This is a genomic window from Rhodobacter lacus (assembly GCF_042683065.1).
GTDB classification, from domain to species: Bacteria; Pseudomonadota; Alphaproteobacteria; order Rhodobacterales; family Rhodobacteraceae; genus Rhodobacter; species Rhodobacter lacus.
Map to the genome: position 1 here is coordinate 79,347 of NZ_JBHUIX010000002.1, position 13,902 is coordinate 93,248.

Genomic DNA, 13,902 nt, shown 5'->3' on the forward strand with positions numbered 1-13,902 from the left:
CCTCATCGTGGTCGAATCTGCCCGGCCCGCCGTGCGGACCAGAGTTCGAGCTTCTGGAAAGCTTCGTAAATCAGGATCGCGAGCAGCCCGACGATCAGCCCGCCCTGCACCACAAAGGCGGGGTTGGCCGAGAGCAGCCCGGCGATGATCACCTCGCCCAGCGTTTTCGCGGCGACGGTGGAGCCAATCGTGGCGGTGGCAAGCGAGATCACCGCGGTGAGCCGCACACCGGCAAGGATCACCGGCGCGGCAAGCGGCAGCTCCACCTGCCAAAGCCGCTGGCGCCGGGTCAGCCCCATGCCGCGCGCCGCCTCGATCACCGAGGGCGGGAGGGTGGAAAGCGCGGTCAGCGTGTTCTCGAACACCGGCAGCAAGCCGTAGAGAAAGAGCGCAACGAGCGTCGGCCCGGCGCCAAAGCCCATCGCGGGGACGGCGAGCGCCAGCACCGCCACCGGCGGAAAGGTCTGCCCGACCGAGGCGATGGTGCGCGCAAGCGGCAGAAATTCGCGCCCCGCAGGCCGGGTCACCAGCACGCCCCCCGCCACCGCAACGAGGGTAGAGGCGGCAACGGCAAGCGCGACAAGCCCCAGATGCGACAGCGTGAGCTGCAACAGGCTCGTTTGCAGATAGATCGGCGGCGCATTGTTGTGGGTGAGCGGCACAAAGAGCGGCGCAAAGCGCTCGGGCACGGCCAGAAGCGCGCACAGGAGTGCCGCCGCCGCCAGCAGGAAGAGCCGCCCGACCATCACACCCGCCCCCCCTCGGCGCGGGCTTGCAGCGCCGCCAGCGTGACAACGCCGCCCCCGGCAACCGGCAGCGCTGTGCGGCCCTGCCAGAGGCAGAGCGCAAGCGCCTCGCGCAGCGTGGTCTCGGGGGCGATCTCGGGGCCCGGCGCCGTGCCCGCCTCGCGCAGATCGGCCACAGAGGTGAGCGACAAGAGCCGGAACGGGCGCTCGGCACTGCCCACCAGCGCCTCCACAAAGGGGGTGGCGGGGGCGGTCAGGATCTCGGCGGGGGGCGCGTATTGCAAGAGCCGCCCCTTGTCCATCACCGCGATCCGGTCGCCAAGCGTGATCGCCTCTTCCATGTCATGGGTGACGATCACCAGCGTGGTTCCAAGCTGGCGCTGGATCGCGCGCAGGTCGGTTTGCGCCCGCGCCCGGATCACCGGATCAAGCGCGCCAAAGGGCTCATCCATCAAAAGCAGTTCGGGCCGCGCCGCGAGCGCCCGCGCCACGCCCACGCGCTGTTGCTGCCCGCCCGAAAGCGCATGCGGCAGCCGGTCCCGGTAGAGCGCGGGATCAAGATCAAAAAGGTGCATCAACTCGTCGATCCGCGCGCCGATCTCCGCCTCGCGCCAGCCTAAAAGCCGCGGCACGGTGGCGATGTTCTCGCCCACGGTGCGGTGCGGAAAGAGCCCGTGGCCCTGAATCGCATAGCCGATCCGGCGGCGCAGCAGGTGCGGCGCGAGCGTGGCGGCATCGGTATCGCCGATCCAGACCCGGCCCGCCGAGGGCTCGACAAGGCGGTTGATCATCCGCAGCAGCGTTGTCTTGCCCGAGCCCGAGGTGCCGACGAGCGCGCCGATCTGCCCGGTTTCCACCGTCAGGCTGACATCGTCGACAACGGTCACGTCGTGGTAGCGTTTGCTCAGATGGTCGAGGCGGATCATGGCGTGCTCCGTTCGGGATCTCGCCGCGACAGCGCCTCGACGATCAGATCAAGGCCGATGCCCGCGACAAGGGCAAGGAAGATGGTGGGCAGGGCGCCGAGCAAGATCAGATCCATCGCGGTCTGGTTCAGCCCCTGAAAGACAAAGCTGCCAAAGCCGCCGCCGCCGATCAGCCCGGCAATCACCGCAAGGCCGATGTTTTGCACCAGCACGATGCGCACCGCGGCCAGCACCACCGGCAGCGCAAGCGGCAGCTCGACGCGGGCCAGCACCTGCGCGGGGGTCATGCCGATGCCGAGCGCGGCATCACGCACCGCGGGCGACACCGCGGACAGCCCGACCCATGTGTTCGAGACCACGGGCAAAAGCGCGTAGAGAAAAAGCGCCATCAGCGCGGGGAACGGGCCGATCCCCGCCACGCCAAGTTCGGCCGCCCCCGGCACATGCGTGGCAATCCAGCCAAAGAGCGGGATCATGATGCCGAAAAGCGCGAGCGAGGGGATTGTTTGCAGCATGTTCAACAGGCCGAGCACGGGCTTGCGCAGCGGCGCCAGCATGAAAATGGCAATCCCCGTCGGCAGGCCCACGACAAAGGCCATCGCCAGCGAGCCGAAGGAGAGCAAAAGGTGCTGCCACAGGCTGCGCGAGAACATCTCTGCCCGCGCCGCATATTCGATCATCACCGAGGTGTGGTCGAGCCAGCCGGAGCCAAGCAGCCCGGCCACCGCGATCACCGCGCCCAAAAGCAGCGCCGCGCGCAGCTTCAGGCTCGGGCGCAGCCGGGCCAGCGCATCGGTCGCCATCAGCCCGAAGGCGAGCAGCAAAAGCCAGAACCCCGCGGCAGGAGAAACCCGCGCCATGCGGTTGCCCGCGGGCATCAGGGCATCGGCGGCGAGGCCCAGCGCAAGCAGGCTCAGGCACAGCCCGGCAAGCGCCAGAGAGAGCCGCAAGATCAGGCCGCGCCGGGCATCGAGCCCGATCAGAAGCGGCAGCACAAGGGCGAGCGCCAGCGCCCATCCCGGCGCGCCGGGCAGCGCCGCGACCAGCTCGAGCCCGGTGCCCGGCACGATCCGGTTCGGCTTGAGCTGCACCAGCGGCAGCCACAGCCCCGCCGCGCCGGCAAGCGCGAAGAGCAGGCCCGGGGCACTCAGCTCTGATCGGGTGGGCAGGGCAAGGCGCATCGTTCACCAGCGGTTGAAAGGGGGCGGTCCGCCAGGCGCGGCAGACCGCAATAAGGGGGGCGTGAGGGCGCCCCCCGATGGCTCACAGACTCAGTTCAGAAAGCCGTGGGTCGCCAGGTAGTCACGCGCCACCGCATCGGCAGGCTCGCCGCCCACCTGAATGCGGCCATTGAGCTCTTGCAGGGTCGTCAGATCGAGCCCGGCAAAGATCGGCGCCAGCACATCGGCGATCTGCGGATAGGCCTCCAGCACCTCTTCGCGCACGATCGGCGCGGGCTGGTAGACCGGCTGAACCGATTTGTCGTCCTCCATCACCTTCAGCCCGACCGAGGCGATCGCGCCATCGGTGCCATAGACCATCGCGGCGTTGACGCCCGAGGTCTGGCTCGCCGCCGCCGCGATCGTGGCCGCGGTATCGCCGCCCGAAAGCTGGACGATCTGGTCCGGGCTCAGCTTGAACCCGTAGGTGGTCTGAAACGCCGGAAGCGCGGCGGGCGCGGTGACAAATTCGGTCGAGGCGGCAAGCTTGATGGTGCCCCCTTCGGCGATGAACTTGCCCAGATCCGACATTGTGGCAAGCCCGTTCGGCTCGGTCACATCGGTGCGCACCGCAATTGCCCAGGTGTTGTTGGCGGGCGCGGCGGGCAGCCAGACGATCTTGTTCGCGGCGAGATCGAGTTCGGCGGCGCGGGCAGCCCCCTTGGCGGCATCTTTCCAGACGTCGCTGTCGGCCTCATTGAAGAAGAAGGCCGCGTTGCCGGTGTATTCGGGGTAGATGTCGATCTGGCCCGAGGTGATCGCATCGCGCAGGATCGGCGTGCCGCCCAGTTGCAGCTTGTTCTCGACCGGCAGACCGGCATGTTCGAGCGCGAGATAGATCACATTGCCCAGAAGCCCGCCCTCGGTGTCGATTTTCGAGGAAACGGTGATCGGGTCGGCCAGCGCGGGAAGCCCCGCAAGGGCAAGCGCCGCGGCGGCGGCAAAGGTTTTGGTGGGGGTCATGTCCGGTCTCCTGTTGGAAGGGTTGGCGCGGGGGTCATCAGGTTGGTTGATCCAACGTCTTGAGGTCGTCTGATCTGTCGTCACCGCTTGGCAACGGTGCGGCCTCCGCCGCGACAAAAAGCGGAAGATCCGCCGCGGTCTCGGGCAGGAAGGCGCATCCCGAGAGCAGCGTTTGCAGCGTGCTCTGCGCATCAAGCGTGGCGCGCAAGGCCGAGAGCGGCGCGCCAAGCGGCACGTCACCCTCGAACGGGGCAAGATGCTGGCGCACCAGCGCCGTCATCTGCGCGGCAAGCCCCGCCGTCGGCACGATACCACGTTGCGCCACCGCCTGCACCGAAACCGCGGCAATGACGGTGAGCACCCAGCCCAGCGCCTCCGCCTGCTCGGCGAGCCGCTCGGCGGTGAGCGGCAGCAGCAAGGCCTCGTCCTCAAGCCCGGCCGCAAGCGTCAGCGCAAAGGGGGCCACCGGTGCCGCCGCCGCCGCAATGCGGGCATTTTGCTCGGCCACCAGCTTCATCAGCGGGCCATACCCGGTTGCCGCAACCCCCGGCGGCACAAGGTTGACCGGAAGCCCCGGAAGCTGGCCCCCCGTCAGCATCAGGCAATGATTGGCAAGGTTGCGCGAAAGCTGCGCAAGCGCGCCCTGCAGCGCGCCAAGGCGCAGCGCGATCACCCCGTGATGGCTCGCGCCTGAGGTGAGCACCCGCCCCTCATGATCCAGCGCGGGATTGTCATCCACCTGCGCGCTGGCCAGATGCAGCGCCTCTGCGGCCTCTTGCGCCGCAATCAGGCACGGTGCCAGCACCTGCACCAGAAACCGGCCCGAAAGCGCGTCATGCACGCTTGCGCGCGCGGGCCATTCGGCCTGCAGCGCCGTGGCCTCGCCCAGAAAGCGCGCAAGCTCGCGCTCCATCGGCATCAGGCTTTGCGCCGCCGCCGCCCAGACCGTCCGGTCAAGCCCCCAGGCAAGCGCCGTCACCGGCGCCTGCGCCAGCGCAAGCCGGATCCGGTCGCGCGCGGCAAACACCGCCGCCGCAGCCGCCGCGAGCCCGTAACTGTTGGAGGCAACCGCCGCGAGCCCCTCGCGCGGGGCCATCTGGTAGGGGCTCAGCCCCACCGCGGCAAATGCCTCGGCTGCGGGCATCTCGCGCCCCTGCCACACCACATCGCCCGCGCCGCCCATCACCGCGGCAAGCTGGCCCAGCTGGCCCAGATCTCCGCAGCCCACAGAGCCGCGCCGATGCATGCGCGGCAGAATATCCTGCGCGATCATCCGCACCAGAAACCGGGCAAAATCCTCGGTCACGCCAACCCGACCGCTGGCGATCGTGTTGAGCCGGAGCAGCAGCGCCAGACGGGCAACCCCGACCGGGACCGGCTCCCCCACCGCCACCGCATGCGCGAATCCAAGCCCCTGATTGAAGGCCGCCATCTCCGCGCCGGCATGGCTCTTGTGCTTCATCGCGCCAACGCCGGTGGTCATGCCGTAGATCGGTTGCCCCCCCTCAGCCGCCCGCTCCAGCGCCGCGCGGCCTTGCCGCACCGCCGCCCAGGCAGAGGCGCTCAGATCCACCCGCACCGGAGCGGCCAGAACCGCCCGCATCAGCCCCAGCGAGAGCGGCGTTGCATCAAGAAGGATTTGCGGCGGAGCCAGAGGGATCGTCATCGCGGGTCTTTGGTGGGTGGGGTCAGTTCCGTGACGATAGGCAATTGCATCGAGCGCGAACATATGTCTTTTTCTGCACACCCGATGCAGTGGCACTGGCGGAAAAATGCGCAGTTCGAGTCTCATCCTTGCAGAGGCGGCGTTACGGCTGGGCAGCATCCGACTGGCCGCGCGCGAGACGCGCCAGCCCGCCTCCACCTGCAGCCTCGCGCTGCGGCGGCTTGAGGAGGCGCTTGCGGTCACGCTGGCGCGGCGCAATACCGATGGTCTGGCGCTGACACTTGAGGGGCGGCGGGCGCTGCCCCTGCTGGGGCGGCTCGCGGCGGGGCTGCGGGCGCTGCATGCCCACCCCGGCCCCACCGTGCCCGAACGCGCGCTTGCGCTCGAAACGCTGTTTCGCACCGCCGAGGCGCTGCGCCGCGGCTCGATCCGCAGCGCGGCGCGCGCGCTCGGCCTTGGTCAGCCGCAACTCTCCCGGCAGGTTGCGATGGTCGAGGCGGTGCTCGGCGTCTCGCTTGCCCTGCGCGACGATGCCGGGCTGACCGCCAGCGCCGCGGGGCAAACCTTTGAAACCCGCGTCAGCGCGCTTGAGGCAGACTGGCAGGCGTTGCGCAACCCCGGTCGCGCCCCCGCCCCGGCACGCCGCCTGCGCCCCGTCAGCCTGGGCTCGGTGATCCCCGCCACGCCCGACGGCGCCCTTTCCCAGATGCTCGGCGGGTTGATCCGGCGCCTGCGCGAGGGCCACGCCCTGCCCTTCAGCCTTGTCTCGACCCTCGCCGAAGATCTGCTCAGCGGGCTCGACAGTGGCCGGTTCGACTGTGTGTTCCTCGATGCACGGCTGGATGACCGCTATTACAATCAGGTCGAATTGCAGCGCTCTCCGGTGGCACTTTGCGGCCTGCCCGCCACCTCTGCGCCGGGCGATGCGATGCCGGACCGCGCCAAGCTGCGCGCGCTTTTGGAAAGCCACCCGCTCGTGCTGCAATCACGCCGCAGCGGGTTGCGCCAGCGCGCCGAGGCATTTTGGGAAGCGCAACTGGGGGCAGACTGGCGCAGCGCGGCGCAGATCGTGGAAATCGACTCGCTGCCGATCATCGTCAATGTGCTGGTGGCGGGGGGCTATCTGAGCGTGCTGCCGCAACATGTGGCGCAAGATTTCTTTTCCGACCGCCACATCCTTTTGCCGCCCCGCTACGACCAGCGGCTGATGCTGACATGGCGCAACACCGGAAAGCCGCGCCGGATCGTGGCGTTGATCGCACAGGAATTGCAAAACGCGGCAGCGCCGGACTGCACAGCGCAAGAGTGAGCGGCGCGGGCCGGATCAGCTCGTGCGCCCGGCCTGCATCCGCTCGATATAGGCGCGCAATTCCTCGGCCTCGTGGCGCGCATCGCGCAGCCCGTCCATCGCGGCGCGCAACTCTGCCTCGCTCTGGTTGAGCTGATTGACAAGCTCCGCCTCGCGCCCGTTGGCATAGGCTATCGCCTGATCGCGCAGTTCCTCCGCCTCATGCAGCGCCTGCGCCATCTGCTCAAGCTCGCCCATGTCGGCGGCGCTCACCCGGGTCAGCCGATGAATGAGCCAAGACGCGAACCAGCCCAGACAAAAGGCGAGGAACAGGATGATCGCCGTGGCGATGACAAATTCGGTTCTGTTCATGCCGGTCTCCTCAGTCTTGCGCGGGGCCAAGCCCTGCGGGGCGCGGTTTCGGACGCCCGGGCGCCTCTGCGCCGGGCAGAACGGGGATGCCGGGCGCGGCCTCGACGGGGGCGGCCTCGGCGGGCGGCGTCTGGGTGGGCGGCGTCTGGGTGGGCGGCGTCTGGGCCGCCTCGGGGGCCGCAGGCTCCGCGCCCGCCTCAACCGCGGGCTCTGAAGGCTCGGGCGCGGTTTCGGGCGCGGCAGCTTCGGGCGTTGCAGCTTCAGGGGCGGCAGCGGGCGCCTCTGGCGCGGCGCTTTCGGGCTCGGAGTCTGCGGGAACGGGGGCCGCCTCGGGCGCAGTCTCCACAGGTGCGGCCTCTGCAGGCGCGGCCTCTGCAGGCCCGGCGTCTGTGGCAGGTTCCGTAGCTTGCGCTGCGGGCGCCTCTGCAGGCGCGGCGTCACTCGGCTCGGGCATCGGCTCGCCATGCGCATCTTCCATCGGCGCATCGACAAAACCGCTCTCGTCGAACACCGCCTCGGGGGCCGCCTCGACCGGTTCAGCGCTCAGCGCATCTTCGGAAACGGGCAGATCGACCGGCACATCCTCGCCCACGGGCGTGGCATCGAGCAGCACAAATTCGATGCGCCGGTTCGCCTCGCGCCCTTCTTCGGTGCTGTTGTCGGCAATCGGCTGCGCCTCGCCATAGCCCTTCGCCACCAGATTGCGGGTGAGCACGCGGCGCGCGCGCAGCGCCTCAAGCACCGCCTCGGCGCGGTTCTGGCTGAGCTTGAGGTTGCCCTCCTCGCTGCCCTGGCTGTCGGTATGCCCGGCCACTTCCATGCGGAAATCCTGGCATTGCTTCATTGCCTTGGCGAGCGCCTCCAGCTGCGGCGCGGCGCTCTCGGGGATCGTCGCGGAGGCGGGCTCGAACGTCACCTTGTTGTCTTGCAACACCGCATTGAGGCGGCGCACGCATTCCGCCCCGTCGGGCAGCGCGAGCGTTTCATCGAGCCGCTTGTCATATTTTACCGACAGCGCGATCTGCGCCTCTTCGCCCAGCCGCTGCGCAAAGAGCCGCGCCGCCTTGTCGGAGGCCTGACGGTCACCGGTGATGCCGGTCAGCCGGATCAGATCCGGCGTCACGCTCACCATGCCGTCGTGCATCAACCGCAGCGCCTCCAGGGCGGAAAGGGTGCGCACCGGCCAGCCCTCCGGCAGATTCGGGTCGAGCCGGGTCGCCGTGTAAACCGCCTCGGCCCCGAATTGCGCGCGCGCAAAGCTCTCCACCGCCGCGCGGGCGCGTTCGCCCCCCACCCGGCCGCGCAGCACCACATGGCCATCCTCGCGCAAGAGCGCCGAGAAGACCGGCACGGCATCGCCCGCCTCTGCCTTTTTCGTCAGCTCGGCCTTGAGCGAGAACACGTCGGGCAGGTTCGATTCAAGCTCGCCCACCACAGTATCGAATTGCGCCGGGTCCGTGCCCTCTGCTGCAACCAGCGCCACATCGGCATCCGAGAACGTCACCGTGCCCGCGCCAAGATCCTTGAGCGCGCCGAGCGCCTTGACCACCGCATCGGCCCATTGCGGCGAGGGCGTGCCCATGCCGATGGTGCAATCGAGATCGCCCTTGGCCCCGGCAAGCCGGGCCGCCGCCAGAATGCGGGTCCGCGCGCGGGTGGTATCGGCGGAGCAGGCATCAAAGCGCGCGCCCTCCGCATCAATCAGGAACCGCAGCGTGAAGGGGGTGATCACCGGGCGCGGCGCGGCGATCTCTGCATCAAGCCGCACATCGGCGGGGCGCTCGCGCTTCAGATCCGCCTCGACGCGGGCCTTTTCCTCGGGGCTGTCGGTGATCGCCTCAACCGCGATATGGCCGGGGTCGATCGAGACTTTGGCGCGCGGCAGTGCCTCCAGCGTCTCAAGGCCGAAAGCGAGCGCTGGCGCCCAGCCCGCGGGCACCGGGTAATCCGCGCTCTCAAGCATGTCGGTCACCTTGCCTTCGCCCGCAAGCCCATCGAGCCGCTTGAGCAAGGCCTCCCGGTCGGTGCCCTTGGGCACAAGGCCGATGAGCGAGATCCCTTCATCATTGCGCAGCATTTGCAGCGAAAAGGCAGGCGGCGCGATCGGCTTGACCACCTCGGCATCGGTATTGTCGACGATGCGGGAGCTGTCGACCACGGTGGAAACGATGGTGAGCGCGCGAAACCGCTCTGCCTCGCTTGGCGCGGTGCCAACAAGATTGACCAAAAGCCCATCGGTATGGACCTGCACCCAGGATTGGCCTCCGGCCTCAAGGGCGAGCCGCACCGCCTTGCGCGAGCGTTGTTCGATGATCGTCGCCGAACCGCCCGCGACAAAGGCAAAAGCCACCAGCGCGAAGACGAAAATGGCGATGGTCAGGGCGGTGATGCGGGCGCGCATGGTCCTTGGCCTCCTCCCTTTCGGGTCGGTCTCTCTTACGGGGCGGGGCGCCGGGGATCAATCACACGATTGCCGAGGCGGCAAGAAACAGCGCAGCCAAGAGCCCGGTGTCGCGGCTTTTGCGAAACAGGCTCAGGCAAATATCCGCATTGTCGATGTCAAGCTTGCGCAGCTGGCCCAGCATGTGCCAGCCCATCGCCCAGGGCGCGCAGATGCCAAGCGCGAGGGCAAACGGGTTGCCAAGCGGCAAAAGGGCCGTGAGCACGGAGCCCGTCATCAGCGTCACCGTGAGCACAAGAAACACGCCCAGCCAGCGCGGCGTATGGGTGCCAAACAGCCGCGCGGTGGATTTTACCCCGATCAGCGCGTCATCTTCCTTGTCCTGATGGGCGTAGATCGTGTCGTAAAAAAGCGTCCAGATCATGCCCGAGAGGTAGAGCAGCACCGCCGCCCAGGAAAGGCTGCCGGTATGGGCCACCCAGCCCAGAAGCGCCCCCCAGTTGAAGGCGATGCCAAGGAAGGCCTGCGGCCACCATGTGAAGCGCTTGGCAAACGGGTAGATCGCAACAGGCAAGAGCGCGAGCACCCCCATGCCGATCGCCGCCCAGTTGAAGGTGAAGAGAATCAGCGCGGCAAGCGCAGTCTGCGCCACCATGAAGCCCACCGCCTGCTTCACCGTTACCTGCCCCGAGGGGATCGGGCGCGAGCGCGTGCGCGCCACGCGGCCATCAAAATCGCGGTCGGTGATGTCGTTCCAGGTGCAGCCCGCGCCGCGCATCAAAAACGCGCCAATCGCGCAGCCGATGGCAAGCCAGAGATCGAAGAGCCGGAACCCGTCGGTCGCGGCAGCAAGGGAGATGCTCCACCAGCAGGGCAAAAGCAAAAGCCAAGTGCCAATCGGCCGGTCGGCACGCGCAAGCCGCAGATAGGGGCGCGCAAACGCTGGCGCGAGATGATCGACCCAATTGCCGCGATAGGCATCGGCCACCTGCCCTGCCACGCCGCCGGCGATCTGGGCCTCTGGCATTTCGCTGTTGCCGGTCATAGTCTCCCCCCATGGAACGCGCGAAGATACGACTCTGTGTAGAGCACCCGTTGGGGGAGGGGCAAGCCGTGCCCCTGACCGCCGATCAGGCGCATTACCTGTTTTCGGTGATGCGGCTGGGCCTTGGCGCGCGGGTCGCGCTGTTCAACGGGCGCGATGGCGAATGGACCGGCGAGGTGGTCGAGGCGGCAAAAAAAACGGGCCGCCTTCTCTGCCTCGGTCAGGCCGCGCCGCAACTTGATCCGCCCGATCTGTGGCTTCTGTTTGCCCCGATCAGGAAGGAGCGCACCGATTTCATCGTCGAGAAGGCGGCGGAGTTGGGCTGCGCGAAAATCCTGCCGGTGCAGACCGAGTTCACCAATGCGCAAAGGATCCGGCAAGACCGGCTTCAGGCCCATGCGCTTGAGGCCGCCGAGCAATGCCTTGGCACCTATGTGCCCGAAGTCCGCGATTTGCAGCCGCTCGCGAAAGTGCTGCAGGACTGGGATCCGGCGCGCCGCATCCTTTGGGGCGACGAATCGCGCGTCGGCCCCGCCGAGACGCTGGCCGGGTTCGCCCCCGGCCCTTGGGCGATCCTGATCGGGCCCGAGGGCGGCTTTTCCGAGCCGGAGCGCGCGCGCCTGCGCGGGTGCGATTTTGTCACCCCCGTCTCGCTCGGGCCGCGCATCCTGCGCGCCGATACTGCCGCCTGCGCGGCGATCACGCTGTGGCAATCCGCGCTGGGGGACTGGCGGTGATTCGGCCCGAGCTGCGGGCCCACCTCATGCAGCATCGCGAAACGCTCGCGGCCGGGCTCTGTCTCGGCCTCGCGCTCTGGATCGCCAGCCGCGGCGGCTGGCTGCTTGCCGTTTTGGGGCTTGGCCTGGCGGTTCTGTGTGGCGCATGGGCGCTTCTGGCGTGGCGCCGCACGCGCTTTGCCCGCCCCGTCGCCGCCCCCGGCGTGGTCGACCTCGACGAGGGGCGGATCGGCTATTATGGCTCCGGCGGCGCCACGCTCGGCGGCTATATGGCGCTGGCCGATCTGATCGAGATCCGGCTCCTCCATCTGAACGGCGCGCCCTGCTGGCGGCTCAAGAGCCGCGACGGTCAGGCGCTGCTGATCCCTGTCGCCGCGGCTGGCGCCGAAAAGCTCTTTGATGCCTTCGCCACGCTGCCCGGAATCGAGCTTGGCCGCCTCAGCGCCGCGCTCTCTTCCCGCATTGCCGCACAGAGCCTGTGGCAGCGGCGCGACTGATCCGGCTTGACTTGCCCGGGCCTGCGCGCCACCTGTGGCACCAACCAGCGCAAGAGGTGCCCCCATGTCCATTCCGCAACAGGGCGGCGGCCCGATCGAAGACTATTCGCAACTCGCCGAATATATCGCCTCGGGCGAGAAGCCGAAGGCAGACTGGCGCATCGGCACCGAGCATGAAAAGTTCGGCTATTGCCGCGATGTGCTGAAACCGCTGCCCTATGATGGCCCCCGCTCGATCCGCGCCATGCTCGAAGGGCTGGCCGAGGTGTTCGGCTGGGAGCCGGTGCGGGAAGAGGGCAATATCATCGGCCTCACCCGCAACGGCGCCAATGTCAGCCTTGAACCGGGCGGGCAGCTGGAGCTTTCCGGCGCGCCGCTCGAAACGCTGCACCAGACCTGTCAGGAGGTGAACGAACACCTCACCGAGGTGCATCGCATCGCCGACCGGATCGGCGCGCAGTTCATCGGCCTTGGCGCCGCCCCCGAATGGCGCGAGGCGGAGATGCCGATGATGCCGAAGGGCCGCTATCGGCTGATGAAAAGCTACATGGACAGCGTCGGCACCATGGGCAAGACAATGATGTTCCGCACCTGCACGGTGCAGGTGAACCTCGACTTCGCCTCCGAGGCGGACATGGTGCAAAAGATGCGCGTGGCGCTGGCGCTGCAGCCCGTGGCCACCGCGCTTTTCGCCAACTCTCCCTTCCTCGATGGCAAGCCGAACGGCATGAAATCCTGGCGCGGCCATATCTGGCAAAACCTCGATGCCGCGCGCACCGGCATGCTGCCCTTCTTCTTCGAAGAGGGCATGGGCTATGAGCGCTACGTTGATTACGTGCTCGATGTGCCGATGTATTTCGTCTATCGCGACGGCAAATACATCAACGCGCTCGGGCAAAGTTTCCGCGACTTCCTGAAGGGTCAACTGCCCGCACTGCCGGGCGAAAAGCCGACGCTTTCGGATTGGGCGGACCATATGACCACGGTCTTCCCCGAGGCACGGGTGAAGAAATACATCGAGATGCGCGGTGCCGATGGCGGCCCGTGGCGGCGGCTTTGCGCGCTGCCCGCGCTCTGGGTCGGGCTGATGTATGATCAAGGCGCGCTCGATGCCGCCTGGGATCTGGTGAAGGGCTGGGATGCCGAAACCCGCGAGGGGCTGCGCGTGGCGGCGGCAAAGGATGCGCTGCAAGCCGAGGTGAACGGGATTCGCATGCATGATCTTGCCCGCGAAGTGGTGGCGATCTCGAAAGCGGGCCTGGCTGCGCGCGCGCTTCCGGGCGCGGGCGGGCTCATTCCCGACGAGACCTATTTCCTCAATGCGCTCGAAGAAAGCATCGACACCGGCAAGGTGCCCGCCGACCGCCTGCTCGATAAATACAATGGCCCCTGGAAGGGCGATCTGAGCCGGATCTACGGCGAGTTCTGTTACTGAGGGAGCGGGGGCGCTGCCCCCCTTGCCGCTGCGCGGCAATTCCCCCCGGGATATTTGCACAAAGTCGAAGCCGACAGGTTCCTTCGACTTTGCTCAAATATCCCGGGGGGTGAGGCGAAGCCGAGGGGGCAGCGCCCCCTTTCGTCACGGCAGGGGCGGCGGGCTGCGGTCCGGCGCCGGGCCGAAAGCGTTCGGGCCGGGCTGCGAGGGCTGCACGTAGAAATAGAGCAGCACCAGCGTGCCGAAAAACGGCACGAGCGAGATCAGCAGCCACCAGCCCGATTTGCCCAGATCATGCAGGCGCCGCACCGCAACGGCGAGCAAGGGAACAACCATGCCCAGCGCGAACAGCCCTGTCAGCGGGCCGCCATTTGACTGCCATGCCCAGCCCCCCGGAACACGCTCCACCGCGCCAAAGCCAAGAAAGCGCGTCTCGATCATGGCCAGAAGGGCCGAGCCGATGAAGAAAAAGAGCCCGAACCACCAGAATTCGGACCGGGGCGCACGGCCACGAAAGCCGGCGTAATTGCGAAAGCAGGTCTTTATGGCGGTGAAGAAATCCATCCTTGCCTCCCGAATGACATCTCATCAGGCGCCCGGATGGCG

At 67.9% G+C, this 13,902-nt stretch carries 13 protein-coding genes; 4 read left to right on the forward strand and 9 right to left on the reverse strand.

Annotated features, from left to right (window positions below; genetic code table 11):
* Positions 1 to 2 precede the first annotated feature (2 nt).
* The 5 genes from ACFSM0_RS01120 to ACFSM0_RS01140 all read right to left on the reverse strand — a co-directional run bounded on the left by ACFSM0_RS01120 (position 3) and on the right by ACFSM0_RS01140 (position 5,521).
* A complete protein-coding gene (locus ACFSM0_RS01120) occupies positions 3 to 746 on the reverse strand; it encodes an ABC transporter permease (protein WP_377385901.1) in 744 nt (247 codons plus the stop codon).
* On the reverse strand, positions 746 to 1,672 hold the full coding sequence (locus ACFSM0_RS01125) for an ABC transporter ATP-binding protein (protein ID WP_377385904.1): 927 nt from the start codon (positions 1,670 to 1,672) through the stop codon (positions 746 to 748). The genes ACFSM0_RS01120 and ACFSM0_RS01125 overlap by 1 nt, the downstream gene beginning before the upstream one ends.
* Positions 1,669 to 2,853 carry an ABC transporter permease gene (locus ACFSM0_RS01130; protein WP_377385907.1) on the reverse strand — a complete coding sequence of 395 codons (1,185 nt, stop codon included), beginning with the start codon at positions 2,851 to 2,853 and terminating at the stop codon, positions 1,669 to 1,671. Before ACFSM0_RS01130 ends, ACFSM0_RS01125 begins: the two co-directional genes overlap by 4 nt.
* Before the next feature lie 90 nt (positions 2,854 to 2,943).
* Entirely contained in the window at positions 2,944 to 3,855 is a 912-nt protein-coding gene (osmF, locus tag ACFSM0_RS01135; RefSeq protein WP_377385910.1) for a glycine betaine ABC transporter substrate-binding protein OsmF, read from the reverse strand.
* A gap of 37 nt (positions 3,856 to 3,892) precedes the next feature.
* On the reverse strand, positions 3,893 to 5,521 hold the full coding sequence (locus tag ACFSM0_RS01140; RefSeq protein WP_377385913.1) for an aromatic amino acid lyase: 1,629 nt from the start codon (positions 5,519 to 5,521) through the stop codon (positions 3,893 to 3,895).
* 106 nt (positions 5,522 to 5,627) lie between these two features.
* Between ACFSM0_RS01140 and ACFSM0_RS01145 the strand changes: the two genes are divergently transcribed.
* The gene (locus ACFSM0_RS01145; protein ID WP_377385916.1) at positions 5,628 to 6,830 is read left to right on the forward strand and encodes a LysR family transcriptional regulator; all 1,203 of its coding nucleotides are present in this window, start codon (positions 5,628 to 5,630) and stop codon (positions 6,828 to 6,830) included.
* Between the two features lie 15 nt (positions 6,831 to 6,845).
* Here the strand turns inward: ACFSM0_RS01145 and ACFSM0_RS01150 are convergent, their stop codons facing one another.
* From ACFSM0_RS01150 to ubiA, 3 genes are all read right to left on the reverse strand, one after another.
* Positions 6,846 to 7,181, reverse strand: coding sequence for a cation:proton antiporter (locus ACFSM0_RS01150; RefSeq protein ID WP_377385919.1), 336 nt, complete (start codon positions 7,179 to 7,181; stop codon positions 6,846 to 6,848).
* Positions 7,182 to 7,191: 10 nt separating this feature from the next.
* Positions 7,192 to 9,582 (reverse strand): OmpA family protein, encoded by a 2,391-nt coding sequence (locus tag ACFSM0_RS01155; RefSeq protein WP_377385921.1) that lies wholly within the window; start codon positions 9,580 to 9,582, stop codon positions 7,192 to 7,194.
* 61 nt (positions 9,583 to 9,643) lie between these two features.
* Positions 9,644 to 10,627 (reverse strand): 4-hydroxybenzoate octaprenyltransferase, encoded by a 984-nt coding sequence (ubiA, locus tag ACFSM0_RS01160; RefSeq protein WP_377385924.1) that lies wholly within the window; start codon positions 10,625 to 10,627, stop codon positions 9,644 to 9,646.
* Positions 10,628 to 10,638: 11 nt separating this feature from the next.
* On the opposite strand from ubiA, the gene ACFSM0_RS01165 reads away from it, so the two are divergent.
* The 3 genes from ACFSM0_RS01165 (at position 10,639) to ACFSM0_RS01175 (ending at position 13,296) form a co-directional block, all read left to right on the forward strand.
* A complete protein-coding gene (locus tag ACFSM0_RS01165; RefSeq protein WP_377385927.1) occupies positions 10,639 to 11,364 on the forward strand; it encodes a 16S rRNA (uracil(1498)-N(3))-methyltransferase in 726 nt (241 codons plus the stop codon).
* 26 nt (positions 11,365 to 11,390) lie between these two features.
* Positions 11,391 to 11,861, forward strand: coding sequence for a hypothetical protein (locus ACFSM0_RS01170; RefSeq protein ID WP_377385930.1), 471 nt, complete (start codon positions 11,391 to 11,393; stop codon positions 11,859 to 11,861).
* Between the two features lie 64 nt (positions 11,862 to 11,925).
* Entirely contained in the window at positions 11,926 to 13,296 is a 1,371-nt protein-coding gene (locus ACFSM0_RS01175) for a glutamate--cysteine ligase (protein ID WP_377385933.1), read from the forward strand.
* A 144-nt stretch (positions 13,297 to 13,440) separates the two neighbouring features.
* On the opposite strand, the gene ACFSM0_RS01180 is transcribed toward ACFSM0_RS01175, so the two are convergent.
* Positions 13,441 to 13,860: a DUF805 domain-containing protein gene (locus ACFSM0_RS01180; RefSeq protein ID WP_377385936.1), complete on the reverse strand. Its 420-nt coding sequence runs from the start codon at positions 13,858 to 13,860 to the stop codon at positions 13,441 to 13,443.
* Positions 13,861 to 13,902: the final 42 nt, after the last annotated feature.

Excerpts from the sequence above, each read along its gene's own strand:
- ACFSM0_RS01120 (WP_377385901.1), bottom strand. The coding sequence starts at position 746 with ATGGTCGGGCGGCTCTTCCTGCTGGCGGCGGCGGCACTCCTGTGCGCG.
- ACFSM0_RS01125 (WP_377385904.1), bottom strand. The coding sequence starts at position 1,672 with ATGATCCGCCTCGACCATCTGAGCAAACGCTACCACGACGTGACCGTT.
- ACFSM0_RS01130 (WP_377385907.1), bottom strand. The coding sequence starts at position 2,853 with ATGCGCCTTGCCCTGCCCACCCGATCAGAGCTGAGTGCCCCGGGCCTG.
- osmF (WP_377385910.1), bottom strand. The coding sequence starts at position 3,855 with ATGACCCCCACCAAAACCTTTGCCGCCGCCGCGGCGCTTGCCCTTGCG.
- ACFSM0_RS01140 (WP_377385913.1), bottom strand. The coding sequence starts at position 5,521 with ATGACGATCCCTCTGGCTCCGCCGCAAATCCTTCTTGATGCAACGCCG.
- ACFSM0_RS01145 (WP_377385916.1), top strand. The coding sequence starts at position 5,628 with ATGCGCAGTTCGAGTCTCATCCTTGCAGAGGCGGCGTTACGGCTGGGC.
- ACFSM0_RS01150 (WP_377385919.1), bottom strand. The coding sequence starts at position 7,181 with ATGAACAGAACCGAATTTGTCATCGCCACGGCGATCATCCTGTTCCTC.
- ACFSM0_RS01155 (WP_377385921.1), bottom strand. The coding sequence starts at position 9,582 with ATGCGCGCCCGCATCACCGCCCTGACCATCGCCATTTTCGTCTTCGCG.
- ubiA (WP_377385924.1), bottom strand. The coding sequence starts at position 10,627 with ATGACCGGCAACAGCGAAATGCCAGAGGCCCAGATCGCCGGCGGCGTG.
- ACFSM0_RS01165 (WP_377385927.1), top strand. The coding sequence starts at position 10,639 with ATGGAACGCGCGAAGATACGACTCTGTGTAGAGCACCCGTTGGGGGAG.
- ACFSM0_RS01170 (WP_377385930.1), top strand. The coding sequence starts at position 11,391 with ATGCAGCATCGCGAAACGCTCGCGGCCGGGCTCTGTCTCGGCCTCGCG.
- ACFSM0_RS01175 (WP_377385933.1), top strand. The coding sequence starts at position 11,926 with ATGTCCATTCCGCAACAGGGCGGCGGCCCGATCGAAGACTATTCGCAA.
- ACFSM0_RS01180 (WP_377385936.1), bottom strand. The coding sequence starts at position 13,860 with ATGGATTTCTTCACCGCCATAAAGACCTGCTTTCGCAATTACGCCGGC.